This is a genomic window from Roseovarius sp. (assembly GCF_965228755.1).
Classification (GTDB): domain Bacteria; phylum Pseudomonadota; class Alphaproteobacteria; order Rhodobacterales; family Rhodobacteraceae; genus Roseovarius.
Genome location: NZ_CBDDIG010000005.1, coordinates 711,899 through 725,890, shown reverse-complemented (window position 1 = coordinate 725,890; position 13,992 = coordinate 711,899). Strand labels below are relative to the sequence as shown.

Annotated in this window: 10 protein-coding genes; 4 read left to right on the top strand and 6 right to left on the bottom strand. The window is 67.7% G+C overall.

Translation table 11 applies throughout. From position 1 onward, the window contains the following. Window positions 1–6 precede the first annotated feature (6 nt). Window positions 7–705 carry a hypothetical protein gene (locus tag ACO07J_RS06910; RefSeq protein ID WP_422027575.1) on the top strand — a complete coding sequence of 233 codons (699 nt, stop codon included), beginning with the start codon at window positions 7–9 and terminating at the stop codon, window positions 703–705. 11 nt (window positions 706–716) lie between these two features. On the opposite strand, the gene der is transcribed toward ACO07J_RS06910, so the two are convergent. The 3 genes from der to ACO07J_RS06895 all read right to left on the bottom strand — a co-directional run bounded on the left by der (window position 717) and on the right by ACO07J_RS06895 (window position 4,267). Next, a complete protein-coding gene (gene der / locus ACO07J_RS06905; RefSeq protein ID WP_422027573.1) occupies window positions 717–2,168 on the bottom strand; it encodes a ribosome biogenesis GTPase Der in 1,452 nt (483 codons plus the stop codon). A 50-nt stretch (window positions 2,169–2,218) separates the two neighbouring features. Further along, window positions 2,219–3,550 (bottom strand): PQQ-binding-like beta-propeller repeat protein, encoded by a 1,332-nt coding sequence (locus ACO07J_RS06900; RefSeq protein ID WP_422027571.1) that lies wholly within the window; start codon window positions 3,548–3,550, stop codon window positions 2,219–2,221. Between the two features lie 66 nt (window positions 3,551–3,616). Then, window positions 3,617–4,267, bottom strand: a complete 651-nt coding sequence (locus tag ACO07J_RS06895) for a tetratricopeptide repeat protein (protein ID WP_422027569.1) — start codon at window positions 4,265–4,267, stop codon at window positions 3,617–3,619. Window positions 4,268–4,516: 249 nt separating this feature from the next. Between ACO07J_RS06895 and ACO07J_RS06890 the strand changes: the two genes are divergently transcribed. The 3 genes from ACO07J_RS06890 to ACO07J_RS06880 all read left to right on the top strand — a co-directional run bounded on the left by ACO07J_RS06890 (window position 4,517) and on the right by ACO07J_RS06880 (window position 10,115). After that, a complete protein-coding gene (locus ACO07J_RS06890; protein ID WP_422027567.1) occupies window positions 4,517–5,863 on the top strand; it encodes an efflux RND transporter periplasmic adaptor subunit in 1,347 nt (448 codons plus the stop codon). Then, window positions 5,860–9,648 (top strand): efflux RND transporter permease subunit, encoded by a 3,789-nt coding sequence (locus ACO07J_RS06885; protein ID WP_422027565.1) that lies wholly within the window; start codon window positions 5,860–5,862, stop codon window positions 9,646–9,648. The genes ACO07J_RS06890 and ACO07J_RS06885 overlap by 4 nt, the downstream gene beginning before the upstream one ends. A 221-nt stretch (window positions 9,649–9,869) precedes the next feature. After that, window positions 9,870–10,115 carry a VPEID-CTERM sorting domain-containing protein gene (locus ACO07J_RS06880; protein WP_422027563.1) on the top strand — a complete coding sequence of 82 codons (246 nt, stop codon included), beginning with the start codon at window positions 9,870–9,872 and terminating at the stop codon, window positions 10,113–10,115. On the opposite strand, the gene xrtE is transcribed toward ACO07J_RS06880, so the two are convergent. The 3 genes from xrtE to ACO07J_RS06865 form a co-directional block, all read right to left on the bottom strand. After that, the gene (xrtE, locus tag ACO07J_RS06875; protein WP_422027561.1) at window positions 10,116–11,690 is read right to left on the bottom strand and encodes an exosortase E/protease, VPEID-CTERM system; all 1,575 of its coding nucleotides are present in this window, start codon (window positions 11,688–11,690) and stop codon (window positions 10,116–10,118) included. A 108-nt stretch (window positions 11,691–11,798) separates the two neighbouring features. After that, entirely contained in the window at window positions 11,799–12,146 is a 348-nt protein-coding gene (locus tag ACO07J_RS06870; protein ID WP_422027559.1) for a hypothetical protein, read from the bottom strand. Window positions 12,147–12,150: 4 nt separating this feature from the next. Then, entirely contained in the window at window positions 12,151–13,971 is a 1,821-nt protein-coding gene (locus tag ACO07J_RS06865; RefSeq protein WP_422027557.1) for an ABCB family ABC transporter ATP-binding protein/permease, read from the bottom strand. Window positions 13,972–13,992: the final 21 nt, after the last annotated feature.

Genomic DNA, 13,992 nt, shown 5'->3' with positions numbered 1-13,992 from the left:
ACCGAGATGACCAGAATGCTTGCCATACTTGTGCTGACTGCCGCGATTGCCTTTGCCGTGTCGCCGCTGATGGTGCCGGGGTTCAACGGGTTCGAGCCGGGGCAGTTCCCGGTGCCGCAGGAGGATCCGCCGGCGCAGCCTGCGGGGTGGGCGTTCTCGATCTGGTTGCTGATCTATGTGTGGTTGATCGCCGGGGCCGGGTTCGGATTGCTATTGCGGGCCGATGACGGGCGATGGGCGGCGCATCGGGGGCCGCTCTTCGCGAGCCTTGCGGTGGGCGCGGCTTGGCTGCCCGTGGCGCAGGTGTCGCCCGTGGCGGCGACCGTGCTGATCTGGGTGATGCTGGGCACGGCGCTGGCTGCGCTGATGCAGGCGGGGCGGAGTGACCGGCTGTGGCTGCAGGCGCCGGTGGCGGTTTATGCCGGGTGGCTGACCGCGGCGTCCTGCGTGGCGCTGGCGCTGGTGCTGGCGGGCCATGGCGTGGTGAGCGCGCAGGTGGCGGCGCTGGGGGCCCTGGTGCTGGCGCTGGTGCTGGCGGCGGCGGTGCTGGCGATGCGGCCGGGGACGCCGGAATACGGGCTTGCGGTGATCTGGGCGCTGCTGGGCGTGGCCGTGGCCAACGCGGCGCCGGTGAACGCGCCGGTGCTGGGGCTGGCCGTGACCGGGATCGCCGGGCTGGGCGTGATGAGCTGGCGGACAGCCTGAGCCGCCCGGCGCTACTTGTCCTTGAGGTGTTTGCGCAGGCGCGAGGGCGTGGATTTCTTCTTGCCCTTGTAGGGGTTCTTGTCGGCCTGCGAGCGCATGTGGAGGCGGATGGGCGTGCCGGGCATGTCGAAATCCTCGCGCAGCCCGTTGATCAGGTAGCGCGAGTAGCTATCGGGGAGTTTCTCCGGCAGCGAGCACATGACGACGAAGCCGGGCGGCCGGGTTTTCGCCTGGGTCATGTAGCGCAGCTTGATGCGGCGGCCGCCCGGTGCGGGCGGCGGATGCGCCTCGAGCATGCCGGTGAGCCAGCGGTTGAGGCGGGCGGTGGAAACACGGCGGTTCCAGACGTCATGGGCCTTTTCGACGGCGGCGCGGAGGCGGTCGAGCCCCTGCCCCGTCTTGGCCGACACGGTGACGAGCGGCGCGCCGCGGAGCTGCGGGAGGAGGCGGTCGAAGGCCTCGCGCAGGTCACGGAGCTTCTGCTGCTTCTCGGTCTCGATATCCCACTTGTTGACAGCGACGACCACGGCTCGGCCTTCGCGCTCGGCCAGGTCGGCGATGCGGAGATCCTGTTGTTCGAAGGGGATGGCGGCGTCGAGCAGGACAACGACCACCTCGGCGAACTTGACCGCGCGCAGGCCGTCGGAGACCGAAAGCTTCTCGAGCTTGTCCTGAACGCGGGCCTTCTTGCGCATGCCGGCGGTGTCGAAGATGCGGACCGGCAGGCCTTCCCAGTCGAGCTTGAGGGAGATGGCATCGCGGGTGATGCCGGCCTCGGGGCCGGTGAGCAGGCGATCTTCGCCCAGTATCTTGTTGATAAGGGTGGACTTCCCGGCATTGGGCCGGCCGACGACGGCGACCTGAAGCGGGCGGTCGAGCGTCGGGCGGCGGACGCCGTCCTCTTCCGCCTCGGCCTCGTCGAGGGCGATGTCGGTGTCCGGTGCCTCCGCCGCGGCGCGCTTGGCGAATGCGTCGGCGAGCGGCATCAGGTGGGTGTAAATGTCGTTCATGCCCTCGCCATGTTCGGCGGAGAGGCGGACGGGCTCGCCGAGGCCCAGCGCATAGGCCTCGATCACGCCCGCGTCGGCGGCGGAGCCCTCGGCCTTGTTGGCGGCGAGGATCACGTGGTCGCAGCGCTTGCGCAGGATGTCGGCGAAAAGCTCGTCGGTGGGGGTAACGCCGGTGCGGGCGTCGATCAGGAAGAGGCAGACATCGGCCATGTCGACCGCGCGCTCGGTCAGCTTGCGCATCCGCCCCTCGAGCGACGCGTCGGTGGCTTCCTCGAGCCCGGCGGTGTCGATCACGGTGAAGCGCAGGTCGCCCAGCCGCCCCTCGCCCTCGCGCAGGTCGCGGGTGACGCCGGGCTGGTTGTCGACCAGCGCCAGGCGCTTGCCGACGAAACGGTTGAACAGCGTGGACTTGCCCACGTTCGGGCGGCCCACGATGGCGAGGGAGAACGTCATTTACCTATGCTCCAAAGCGGATCAAGCCGCCCTGTTAACGCATTCCGCGATCAACGGAAAGCCAGCAATTGTCCCTTGGTCGACACGACGTAGAGCGTGCGGCCCGCCACCACGGGATCGGTCGTCGCGCCGCCGGGCAGTTCGACCGAGCCCAGCGACTGGCCGTTCTGCGGGTTGAAGAAGCGCATCAGCCCGTCATTGGAGGCGATGATCAGCCGGCCGCCGGCGATGATCGGGCCGTGATGGGCGTAGATCTCGTTCTGGCGGCGGGGCCTGGCATTGGTGAAGAAGGGCAGTTTGCGGGCCCAGAGACGGCTGCCGTCGCGGGCCGAGAGGCGCAGAAGCTCGTTGCGGTCGGAGACCATGAAGATCGAGTCGCCCGCCGGCCAGACCGGGTTGAGCGGCCCGTCAGGCGCCGTCCAGAGCCGTTCGCCGTTGCCGAGGTCGAGCGCGACGGTGCGCCCGGCATGGCTGCCGACATAGACGGCGTTGCCGTCGATCACCGGGTCGGTGGTGATGTCGGTCACGCTGCCGGTGCCGAAGCCGAGGCGGCGCCCGGCGACCTGGGCATCCCAGCGGCGCAGGCCGCCCTTGCGGAAGGCGCCCTGGACCTGGCCGGAGCCGAAGGCGAAGACCGCGTACTTGTTGGAGATGGCGGGCGCCGGCGCGCCGAGGACGTTGTTGCGGTCGGGCGTGCCGGACATCTGCCACTTGATGCGGCCATTGTTCGCGTCGAGCGCCCAGCCGATCTCGTCGCCGGAGACGAGGTAGACCAGCCCGTCATAGACCGTCGGGCTGCCGGTGCCGGTGGTGCGCAGGTCCTGCTGCCAGATCTCGGCGCCGGTGGCCGCGTCGAGCGCGGTCATCAGGCCGAACCCGGAGGAGACGAAGACCTTGCCCGCCCCGTAGGCGAGCCCGCCGCCGCTGGCATCGGAGCCGGAATCGTTAGGCGGGGTCAGGTCGCGGGTCCAAAGGAGCTGGCCCGCGGTGGAGACGGCGCTGACGCGGGCCTCCGAATCGAGGGTGAAGATGCGGCCGCCGGCGACCACCGGGTCGGCGGTGATGCGGTTGCGCTTGCTGTCGCCGGCGCCGATGCCCACCGACCAGATCAGCCGGGGCGTGGCACCGAGGGCCGGATGCGCGGTGCGGGTGGCCGGGCTGGCGATGCTTTGCGTCCAGTCGGTGTTGGCGCGGGTGGCCGGCAGGCTGAGCGGCGGGGCGGCCGCGGGGGCCTGGTTCGAGGCCAGCGTGGTTTCGACGTTGCCCTCGGACAGGACGGCGTCGATATTCTCGCGCTCGCCGGTCAGGATGACCTCTTTCTTTTCGCAGGCCGCCAGCAGGACGATGCCGGCCAGTGCAACAGAAATCGCAGTTCGTTTCAACGCTTTCGCCCCCGTCTTTGGTGCGTGCCGCCGGGCCGGGCCCGGCTAGTATACATCAAGACCGCCCTATGCGGCCGGCTCCTCACCCAGAGCCACAATCACTTGGCCGGCGCGTTGGCGCAAGCCTGCCGTTGCCTCGGCATCTTCGACGATCCGCTGAAGCCGTTCAAGCGCGGCGTCACGGTTGCCCTGTTCGATGTCGAGCAGGGCCAGCTGTTCCTCGGCCAGCAGGCGGACCAGACCGCCTGTGCCGGCCAGCGCCTCGAGCCGGGCGCGACGGTCTTCGACGCTGAGGCCGGAGTCCTGGATGGCGACGGCCTTGAGCGTGGCGAGCTGGCGGTAGACCATCGGCACGCCCTGGCTGTCGGCCATTGCAAGGAGGCGCTCTGCGGCGGCCTCGGGGTTCTCGGAACCCTCCTCCGCGGCGGTCAGGAGCGCCAGGACCGCGCGGCCGCCGTCGGAGGGGGCGTCGATGGAGGCCAGCGCCTCGGCCCGGGCGGCGCGTTCGGGTTCGTTGAGAGCGGCGAGGATGGCGTCGCCAAACGCCTCGGCCTGCTGACGGTCCTGGGCCTTCTGCCATTCGTACCAGCCGGCGGCGCCGACGAGCAGCACCACGGCCAGAACGGCGATCCAGCCGTAGCGGCGGACGTAACGGTAGAGCCGGTCGCGGCGGACCTCTTCGGAAACCTCGTCGATGAAACTGTCGCTGTCGCTCACGCTGCCTCGCGCCTGTTGGGTGTCTGGGCCGTTCGGGTATCCCGGCCGGTCGCCCCCTCTTACAGTGTGCGCCGGGCGCTGCCAAGAGGCGCGCGGTGTTGCGGGCAGGCCCCGGATTTGTACGTCTTGAACCTCTCTGGCAAAAACCTTAAACTAAACTGGTTGGTTCAGGGTAAGGAACCGTTGCAAAATGGGCGCGGCGCCCCATGTGACGTTCGTTCAGACCCCGTCTGTGCAGAAAGTTGATATATGCGACTGTTTCCTATTCTGGCGGCCCTGCTGGTGATTGCGGCCATTTACGCGTTTGTATTCGAGCGCGATCGGGTGCTTGCCCTGTTGCCGGAACCGGCGGCGGAAGAGGTCGAGCAGGCCACGGCGGAGGCCGAGGCGGCGGAGGCCCCGGCCGAGGCGGAAGAGCCGGAGGACGGCGTGCCCGCCGGAGGTGTGAGCGTCGTGGCGGTGCATTCCAAGGCGCGGCCGATCGACCGGGCGGTGGTGGTGCGCGGCCAGACCGAGGCGGACCGGCAGGTGGAATTGCGGGCCGAGACCTCGGGCCAGGTCGTGTCGGAGCCGCTGCGCAAGGGCAATTTCGTCGAAGAGGGTGACGTTCTGTGCGAGCTCGATCCGGGCACGCGGGAGTCGGTGCTGGCCGAGGCCGAGGCGCGTCTGGCCGAGGCCAAGGCCCGGGTGCCCGAGGCGCAGGCGAAGCAGCCCGAGGCCGAGGCGCGCGTGGAAGAGGCCGAGGCAAGGGTGACGGAGGCGGAATCGGTGCTGGCGGAGGCGGAGATCAACGCCAATGCCGCGAGCCGGTTGAGCGAGGACGGATACGCCCCGCAAACGCGGGTGGCCGCGACCGAGGCCGCGGTGCGCGGCGCCGAGGCCGGGATCGTGAGCGCACGGGCCGGGCTGCGGGCCGCGGAATCGGGGCTGGATACGGTCGCCGCGAATATCGAGGCCGCCAAGGCGGGCGTGCAGAGCGCGGAGGCCGCCGTGGCCTCGGCCAAGCGGGAAATCCGGCAATTGCAGATCATCGCGCCTTTCTCGGGCCTGCTGGAGAGCGACAGTGCCGAGCGGGGCAGCCTGCTGCAGCCCGGCGGGCTGTGCGCGACGGTGATCCGGCTCGATCCGATGATGCTGGTGGGTTACGTGCCGGAGACGGCGGTGAGCCGGGTCGAGATGGGGGCGAAGGCCACGGCCGAGCTGGCCTCGGGCGAGACGGTTGAGGGCGAGGTGGTGTTCATCTCGCGCGCCGCGGACGAGACGACGCGGACCTTCCGGGTGGATATCCGGGTGCCCAACCCCGAGCTGACCCTGCGCGACGGGCAGACCGCCGAGATCGAGATTGCCGCGGAGGGCACGACGGCGCACCTGTTGCCCAACTCGGCGATGACGTTGAATGACGAGGGCACGCTGGGCGTGCGCACGGTGGGCGCGGACCGCAACGTGGCCTTCGTGCCGGTGAACCTGCTGCGGGATACGCCCAACGGCGCGTGGCTGGGCGGGCTGCCCGAGGAGGCCGACGTGATCGTCATCGGGCAGGAATACGTGACCGAGGGCGTGAAGGTGGCGCCGACGTTCCGAGAGGTCGGGCAATGACGGGTATCGTCGATTGGGCCGCGTCACGGGCGCGGATGGTCGTGGCGTTCATCGTGCTGTCGATCCTTGCCGGGTCGATGGCCTATGTCGGCCTGCCCAAGGAAGGCGAGCCGGATATCGAGATCCCTGCCCTGTTCGTTTCGGTGCAGTTTCCGGGCATCTCGGCCGAGGACAGCGAGAAGCTTCTGGTCAAGGTGATGGAGACCGAGCTTTCCGACCTTGACGGGCTGAAGACAATGACCGGCACCGCGGCGGAGAATTACGCCGGGGTGGCGCTGGAATTCGAGTTCGGCTGGGACAAGACCAAGATCATGGCCGACGTGCGCGACGCGATGAGCACGGCCGAGGCCGAGTTCCCGGAGGGTGCGGACAAGTACACGATTTCCGAGATCAACTTCTCGGAGTTCCCGATCATCATCGTCAACCTGTCGGGCGACGTGCCCGAGCGGACCATGGCCCGGCTCGCCAAGGATCTGCAGGACCGGCTGGAGGGGCTCGAGCCGGTGCTGGAGGCCGGGATCGCCGGGAACCGCGACGAGATGGTCGAGGTGGTGATCGACCCGCTGCGGCTGGAGGCCTACAACGTCACCGCGCTGGAATTGATCAACGTGGTTCAGAACAACAACCAGCTGATCGCGGCGGGCGAGGTGGATACTTCGGAAGGGGCGTTCTCGGTCAAGATCCCCTCCTCCTTCGACGAGACGCGCGACATCTATGACCTGCCGGTGAAGACCAATGGCGACCGGGTGGTGACGCTGGGCGACCTGGCGACGATCAACCTGACCTTCGAGGACCGGGTGGGCACGGCGCGGTTCAACGGCGAGAACACGGTCGCGCTTCAGGTGGTCAAGCGGAAGGGGTTCAACATCATCGACACCGCCGCGCTGATCCGCGAGACGGTGGCGGCGGCGGAAGAGACCTGGCCCGACCAGTTGCGGGCCGCCGTGCAGGTGGGCACGTCGAACGACCAGTCGCGGATCATCGAGTCGATGGTCAGCCAGCTTGAGGGGTCGGTTCTGACCGCCATCGCGCTGGTGATGATCGTGACGCTGGCCGCGCTTGGCATCCGCCCTGCCCTGCTGGTGGGGTTCGCCATTCCGACCTCGTTCCTGCTGTGCTTCGCGCTGTTGGCGGTGATGGGTGTGTCGGTGTCGAACATCGTGATGTTCGGGCTGATCCTGGCCGTGGGGATGCTGGTGGATGGCGCCATCGTGGTGGTGGAATATGCCGACAAGCGCATCGCCGAGGGCGAAGGGCCGATGCATGCCTACGTGGCTGCTGCCAAGCGGATGTTCTGGCCGGTGGTGAGCTCGACCGCGACGACGCTCTGTGCCTTCCTGCCGATGCTGTTCTGGCCGGGTGTGCCGGGACAGTTCATGGGGATGTTGCCGGTGACGCTGATCTTCGTGCTGTCTGCCTCGTTGCTGGTGGCGCTGATCTACCTGCCGGTGATGGGCGGGGTGACGGGGCGGATCGAGCGGTGGTTCGACAACCGCATCCGGCAGATCGCGCACGGGTTCTGGTTGTGGCATATCCTGCTGTTCCCGATCGCGGCGGCGGCCGTGGCGGCGACGGGCGCGCTGGCGCCGGTGCTGCTGGGCATGGTCAACGCGCAGTTCGGGCAGATGAACGGCGGCAATATCCTGAGCTCGGTCGTGCCGACGCTGGCGACGGTGTTCGTGCTGCTGCTGGGCGTGGTGGCGCTGGCCGCGGCCGGGGTGTCCGGGGTGGTGGCCATCCTGCTGGGCGCGATGGCGGTGTTCCGGCGGGTGAAATACGGGCTGCGCTGGGTCGGTGGCAAGGTCATGCCCCGGCGCGAGGGCAAGGTGAAGGCGGGCTATCGGCGAACGGTCTTCGGCTGGTTCATCCACCTGATCGCGGGCAACCCGGTGGCGCCGCTGCTGGCCTTCTGCGCGATCTTCGTCTTCGTGGGCTCGGTGCTGTTGTATTACGTGAACAACAACAACGGCACGGAGTTCTTCGTGGAATCCGAGCCGGAGAACGCCATCGCCTATGTCAAGGCGCGTGGCAACCTGTCGATCGAGCAGAAAAGCGCGCTGGTCGAGGAGGCCGAACAGGTGGTCCTGGCCCATCCCAACGTGCTGAGCGCCTTTGCCTTTGCCGGGGAAAGCGGGCTGAACAACAACACCGGGGGCGCGCAGCCGCCGCTCGACACGATCGGGCAGGTGCAGTTCGAGATCGTCAAGTGGGAGGACCGGCCGACCACGACCGAGACGTGGTTCACGATCCCCTTCATCGGCTATGAGGTGCAGCGCACCGTGCTGGACCCGTCCGCAGACGGCGACCTGACGATCGACCAGCTGACCGCCTCGCTGCGCGAGATACCGGGTATCCAGTTCGAAATCCTGTCGCTGGAACAGGGCCCGGCCTCGGCCAAGCCGGTGCATCTCAGGATCAAGGGCGATGACTGGGAGGCGCTGAAGGCGTTCACCGAGGAAGCGCGGGAGAAGTTCGACGAGACGCGGGGGCTGACGCTGGTGGAGGATACGCTGCCCCTGCCCCGCATCGACTGGCAGATCAACGTGGATGTCGAGAAGGCGGGCCGCTATGGCGCCGACGTGGCGACGGTGGGCGCGATGGTGCAACTGGTGACGCGGGGCATTTTGCTCGACACGATGCGGGTGCCGTCGTCGGACGAGGAGATCGAGATCCGGGTGCGCCTTCCCGAGGAAGACCGGGTTCTGAGCACGCTCGATACGCTGAAGGTGCGCACCGATGACGGGCTGGTGCCGCTGTCAAACTTCATCACCCGCAAGCCGGTCGAGGGGCTGTCGCAGATCGACCGGGTGGACCAGACACGGTTCTTCGACGTGAAGGCGGCTGTGCAGGAAGGCCTGACCAAGACGGTGACCGACGAGAGCGGAGACAGCCAGGAGGTGCCGGTCAACGCCAACGAGCGGATCACGACGCTGACCGAATGGCTGGAGAGCGGTGTGCTGCCGGCCGGGATCGAGTATGAATGGACCGGCGACCAGGAGGACCAGGAGGAATCCGGCGCCTTCCTGCAGCAGGCGTTCCTTGGGGCGCTGGGCCTGATGTTCATCATCCTGCTGGCGCAGTTCAACAGCGTCTATAATGCCGTGCTGGTGCTGCTGGCGGTGGTGCTGTCGACCACGGGTGTGCTGATCGGGATGCTGGTGATGAACCAGCCCTTCTCGATCATCATGACGGGCACGGGGATCGTGGCGCTGGCCGGGATCGTGGTGAACAACAATATCGTGCTGATCGACACCTACCAGGAGTTCAGCCGCTACATGCCGCGGATCGAGGCGATCACGCGGACGGCGGAGGCGCGGATCCGGCCGGTGCTGCTGACCACGATCACGACGATGGCCGGGCTTGCGCCGATGATGTTCGGGCTGAGCCTCGATTTCATCGGCGGGGGGTACACGGTAAACAGCCCCACGGCGCTGTGGTGGAAGCAGCTGGCGACCGCGGTGGTCTTCGGGCTGGGGATCGCGACGGTGCTGACGCTGATCTTCACGCCCTCGATGCTGGCGCTGAGGGTGTGGACCACGACCTATGTCACGTGGTTCGCGCGGCTGATGGCGAAGCTGTCGCTGGGCCGGACGAGCCGGGCGGCGCAGGACTGGGTGCTCAACCGCGAGGCGCGGCGTCACAAGGCGCCCGAGGTCATCTGGGGTGACGAGCGCGAGAGCCGGGGCGGATTCGAGGGGGACATGGGCGATGACGGCCCCAGCCTCGATGCGTTCCGCAAGGTGCTGGGCGCGCGGGGCAGCAAGCCGCTGAAGGCTGCCGAATAGGGCGAATCAACCATTTTGGGAGCGCTTGGGCCGGTTGGCCCGTTGCCCATTTTTTGCCCAATTCACCACCGGACTGCGCCCGTCAGACCGACAGTTTCCTCGCATTGCGCCGTATTGTTCGCAAACAACCGACAATTGCAGAAATACTTGGCCCGCGCCGCGTGAAATGTGGCAAGACTATGGCGGGTAAACAAGTGCTTAGGCATGAGGAAGGGTGAACCATGAGACGCATCATGATGACATTGGGGGCCGCGACGACGATGTATCTGTCGACCGCAGCGGTTGTGTCGGCGCAGAGTTGGAGCGACTATCTTTGCAGCCGCTACGGGATCTATTGCGGCTGGGGTGGCCATACCAACACGACGCCGGCGCCGGAGATCGACGTGTCGAGCGGCGCGCTGGCGCTGGCGGCCGTGGGCGCGATGCTGATCCTGGCGTGGGAAATCAAGCGCCGCCGCAGCGCCTGATCAGATCAGGCCCCAATCTCCGCGCCACGCCGCGACCGCGGCGATGAGCGCGTTGGCCACGGCATGGGCGGCGATCGCATCAGCGAGCCGCCCGCGCCGCATCACCAGCAGCGCGAAGATGATGCCGGCGATGCCGGCCTCGAGATAGCGGCCATGCAGCGCTGCGAAGGCGGTTGTGGGCACGACGATGGCAAGCGCCCTGCCCGGCCAGCCGCCGATATCGAGCCGCGATTGCAGGTATCCCCGAAAGAACAGTTCCTCGATGACCGGCACGAACAGTACGGTGCCGGCGATACGAATGACGGCCCATAGCAGGAAGGCCCAGAGGGGCAGCGCCATCAGCGCCTCTGATGGGGCTTCCGCCTCGGGCGCCATGGCGAGCCAGCCGATGCCGATGGCAAGGCCGGCCAGCACGGAGACCATGTCCGGCCATTGGGCGTAGCGGACCAGCACCGCCCTGCCCCACCAGAGCGCGCCGAACATCAGCGCCACCTGCACCGGGTAGGCCAGTTCCGGCGCGGTCCAGAAGGTCTGGGCAACGACGCCGGAGACCATGAAGACAATGAAGGGGATCAGCTTGACTGCGGTATCGTCCTGCGAAAGCGGGGTCGAGGGGTTGGCGGAAATGGCGGTGTCCTTGCGAAGCCAGGAGATGCGGCTGGCCGCGACCAGCACGCCGAAGGCCAGCAGCATGAAGAAAAGCCAGCCCGCGAAGCTGTGGAAGCCGTTTTGCGCCAGCGTGGACGAGACGCGGTCGCCAATGAGGACCAGCAGGGTGATGCGGAGGATATTGAGCATCCAGCTCAGCGACAGCGCGACGGGCAGGACGACGCCCCAGAAACGGCCCATGCGCAGCGTGTCACGGAAGAGCCAGGCATAGATACCCATGAAGGCGGTGATCAGGGCGAACCCCTCGATGCCGGAGCAGGAATCGGCCACGGAGACGAGGAAATCGGGCGTGCCGATGACTTGGAAGGGCGGCGCCATGACCATGTCGTCTGCGACGAGGGACATGAGCAGCACGACCCCCCGGAAGGTGATTTCGGTCAGGATGTCCCAGTACCAGAGCGGGCCCAGAAGCGCGGCGATATCGGGCAGCAGGAAGGCCAGCACGGCGATGGCCAGAAGCGTGCCGGTGCGGCCCTGAAGCCAGCGCTGCCAGTCGCGGGGCGCGGCGAGCCAGAAGAGCCCCGCCAGCATGGCGGTGAGCGCGCCGGCGGTCAGGACAGGGAAGACGTAGCCGAACAGGTCGTTCAGGTCGCGCGGGGCGATCACGAAGAGCGGCACGAAGACGGCGGCGAAGGCGGCGGCGTGCAGCAGGACCCATCCCCTGCCCCCGTCGCGGCCGCGCGCCATGCGGGCAAAGCCGTGGCGAGCCGAGGGCGCCGCCCAGAGGTAGACACCGATCAGCGCGGCGAGGCACATGGCGCGCACCACCGCCCCGCGCAGACCGCGACAGGCGGCTTCGATCGGCGTCAGGCGGCACTCGACCGAGGCCAGCACCTGGAAGGCCAGCATGATCAGCACCATCTCGACGGCGAAAAGGCCGCAAATCCAGATTGCCCGTTTCGGCATGTCGCCTTGTCCGCTCGGTTTTCTCCGCCTCAGCCGGTAGGCCGGAATCCTGTTGAAATCATGGCCGATGTCGGGTGATTTCGGCCCGGACCGGGAAAGATCGCCCGGTCAGGCTTTCCCCTCGGCCCTGTCCCGGGTTTCGGCGTCGAGCCCGGCCCACCAGTCGGCATAGCTGGTGTTCTTCGGGTGTCGTCGGCCTTCGTCGGGGGCGCCGTCATCCCACCAGACGGGCCCACGTTCGCCCAGCCGGTGCTTGGCGGCGTCGACATCGGCGCGGGCCGCGCGTTCGGCTTCCGGCGTGTCGGCCATCTGGACCGCCCGGCGGGCCTGCATAAGGGCCTTGACCGCCGCGCGGCGTTCGCTGTCGTCGAGCGACGGGTCGGTGCAGCGCCAGAGGCGGCCGCGGGTGACGAAATAGCGGCCATCGGGGGTGGTCAGGCGTTCCTTTCGGGCCATGGGTCTATTCCGCCGCCAGGTCGCGCTCGCTGGCCTGTCGGCGCCAGAGCCCGGCATAGCGGCCGTCGCGGTCCAGCAGGTCGGTGTGGCTGCCTTCCTCGACGATCCGGCCGTCTTCGAGCACGATGATGTGGTCGGCATCGGCCACGGTGGACAGGCGATGGGCGATGGTGATGACGGTGCGCCCCTGTCCCGCGCGGCGGAGCGCTTCCTGGATGCCGTGCTCGGTCTCGGTGTCGAGCGCGCTGGTGGCTTCGTCGAGCAGCAGGATGGGCGGGTTCTTGAGCAAGGTGCGGGCGATGCCGACGCGCTGTTTCTCGCCGCCCGAGAGCTTGAGGCCGCGTTCGCCGACGGTGGTGTCGTAGCCGTCGGGCAGGCTGGCGATGAAATCGTGGATTTGGGCGGATTTCGCCGCCGCCTCGACCTCGGCCCGGGTGGCGCCGTCGCGGCCATAGGCGATGTTGTAGCCGATCGTGTCGTTGAAGAGCACGGTGTCCTGGGGGACCACGCCGATGGCGTCGTGCAGGCTGTCTTGCGTCACGTCGCGCACGTCCTGACCGTCGATCTTCAGGGCGCCGCCGGAGACGTCATAGAAGCGGAAGAGCAGCCGGCCGATAGTCGACTTGCCCGAGCCCGAGGGGCCGACGATGGCGACGGTCTGGCCTGCCGGAACGGTCAGGCTGACGCCCTTGAGGATCGGGCGGTCGGGTTCGTAGCCGAAGGTGACGTCATCGAGTTCGACGGTGCCGCCGGTGACGTGGAGCGGGCCGGCGCCGGGCTTGTCACTCACGTCCGGGTCCTGTTCCAGCAGGCCGAACATCTCGCCCATGTCGACGAGGGCCTGGCGGATCTCGCGGTAGACGGTGCCGAGGAAGTTGAGCGGCATGGTGATCTGGATCATGTAGGAATTGACCATGACGAAATCGCCCACGGTCATGGCGCCGGACTGGACCCCGGTGGCAGCCATGACCATGACGATGACCAGCCCGCCGGTGATCAGCACCGCCTGCCCCACGTTGAGGAAGGCCAGCGAATAGGAGGTCTGGATCGCCGCTTCCTGGTAGCCTTCCATGGCCTTGTCATAGCGCTCGGCCTCGCGCTGTTCGGCGCCGAAATACTTGACGGTCTCGAAGTTGAGCAGGCTGTCGATGGCCTTCTGGTTGGCGTCGGTGTCCTGGTCGTTCATCCGCTTGCGCAGCTTCACGCGCCATTCGGTGACCTTGAAGGTGAAGAGCACGTAGAAGGCGATGACGCCGGCGACGACGACGAGGTACCAGATGTCGAAGAGCGTCCAGAGCACGATGCCGATCATCAGCAGTTCGAGGACGAGCGGGCCGATGGAGAAGACGAGGAAGCGGAGCAGGAACTCGACGCCCTTGACGCCCCGCTCGATGATGCGGGAAAGGCCGCCGGTCTTGCGAGTGATGTGGTAGCGCAGCGACATGGCGTGGATGTGCCGGAAGGTGCGCAGGGCGAGTTTGCGCAAGGCCCGCTGGGCCACGCGGGCGAAGAAGACGTCGCGCAGTTGCTGGAAGCCGGTGTTCATCAGGCGGGCCATGCCGTAGGCGACGGTCAGGCCTATGGCGCCGATGGCGAGCATCCAGGCCTCTGCCTGGCTTTCGCCGGCGAGCGCGTCGACCGCGCCCTTGTAGAGAAGCGGCGTGCCGACGGCGACGAGCTTGGCAATGAAGAGCGCCGCGAGGGCGAGGATCACGCGCCATTTGACCCATGCCTCGCCCCTGGGCCACAGGTAGGGGGCGACCTGGCGGATCGTCTTCCAGCCGTTCTTGGGCGGCTCGGTGGTGGTCAGGGTTCTGCGGCGCATTCGGTTTCTTCAATCTGGGCT

Excerpts from the sequence above, each read along its gene's own strand:
- ACO07J_RS06910 (WP_422027575.1), top strand. The coding sequence starts at position 7 with ATGACCAGAATGCTTGCCATACTTGTGCTGACTGCCGCGATTGCCTTT.
- der (WP_422027573.1), bottom strand. The coding sequence starts at position 2,168 with ATGACGTTCTCCCTCGCCATCGTGGGCCGCCCGAACGTGGGCAAGTCC.
- ACO07J_RS06890 (WP_422027567.1), top strand. The coding sequence starts at position 4,517 with ATGCGACTGTTTCCTATTCTGGCGGCCCTGCTGGTGATTGCGGCCATT.
- ACO07J_RS06885 (WP_422027565.1), top strand. The coding sequence starts at position 5,860 with ATGACGGGTATCGTCGATTGGGCCGCGTCACGGGCGCGGATGGTCGTG.
- ACO07J_RS06880 (WP_422027563.1), top strand. The coding sequence starts at position 9,870 with ATGAGACGCATCATGATGACATTGGGGGCCGCGACGACGATGTATCTG.
- xrtE (WP_422027561.1), bottom strand. The coding sequence starts at position 11,690 with ATGCCGAAACGGGCAATCTGGATTTGCGGCCTTTTCGCCGTCGAGATG.
- ACO07J_RS06870 (WP_422027559.1), bottom strand. The coding sequence starts at position 12,146 with ATGGCCCGAAAGGAACGCCTGACCACCCCCGATGGCCGCTATTTCGTC.
- ACO07J_RS06865 (WP_422027557.1), bottom strand. The coding sequence starts at position 13,971 with ATGCGCCGCAGAACCCTGACCACCACCGAGCCGCCCAAGAACGGCTGG.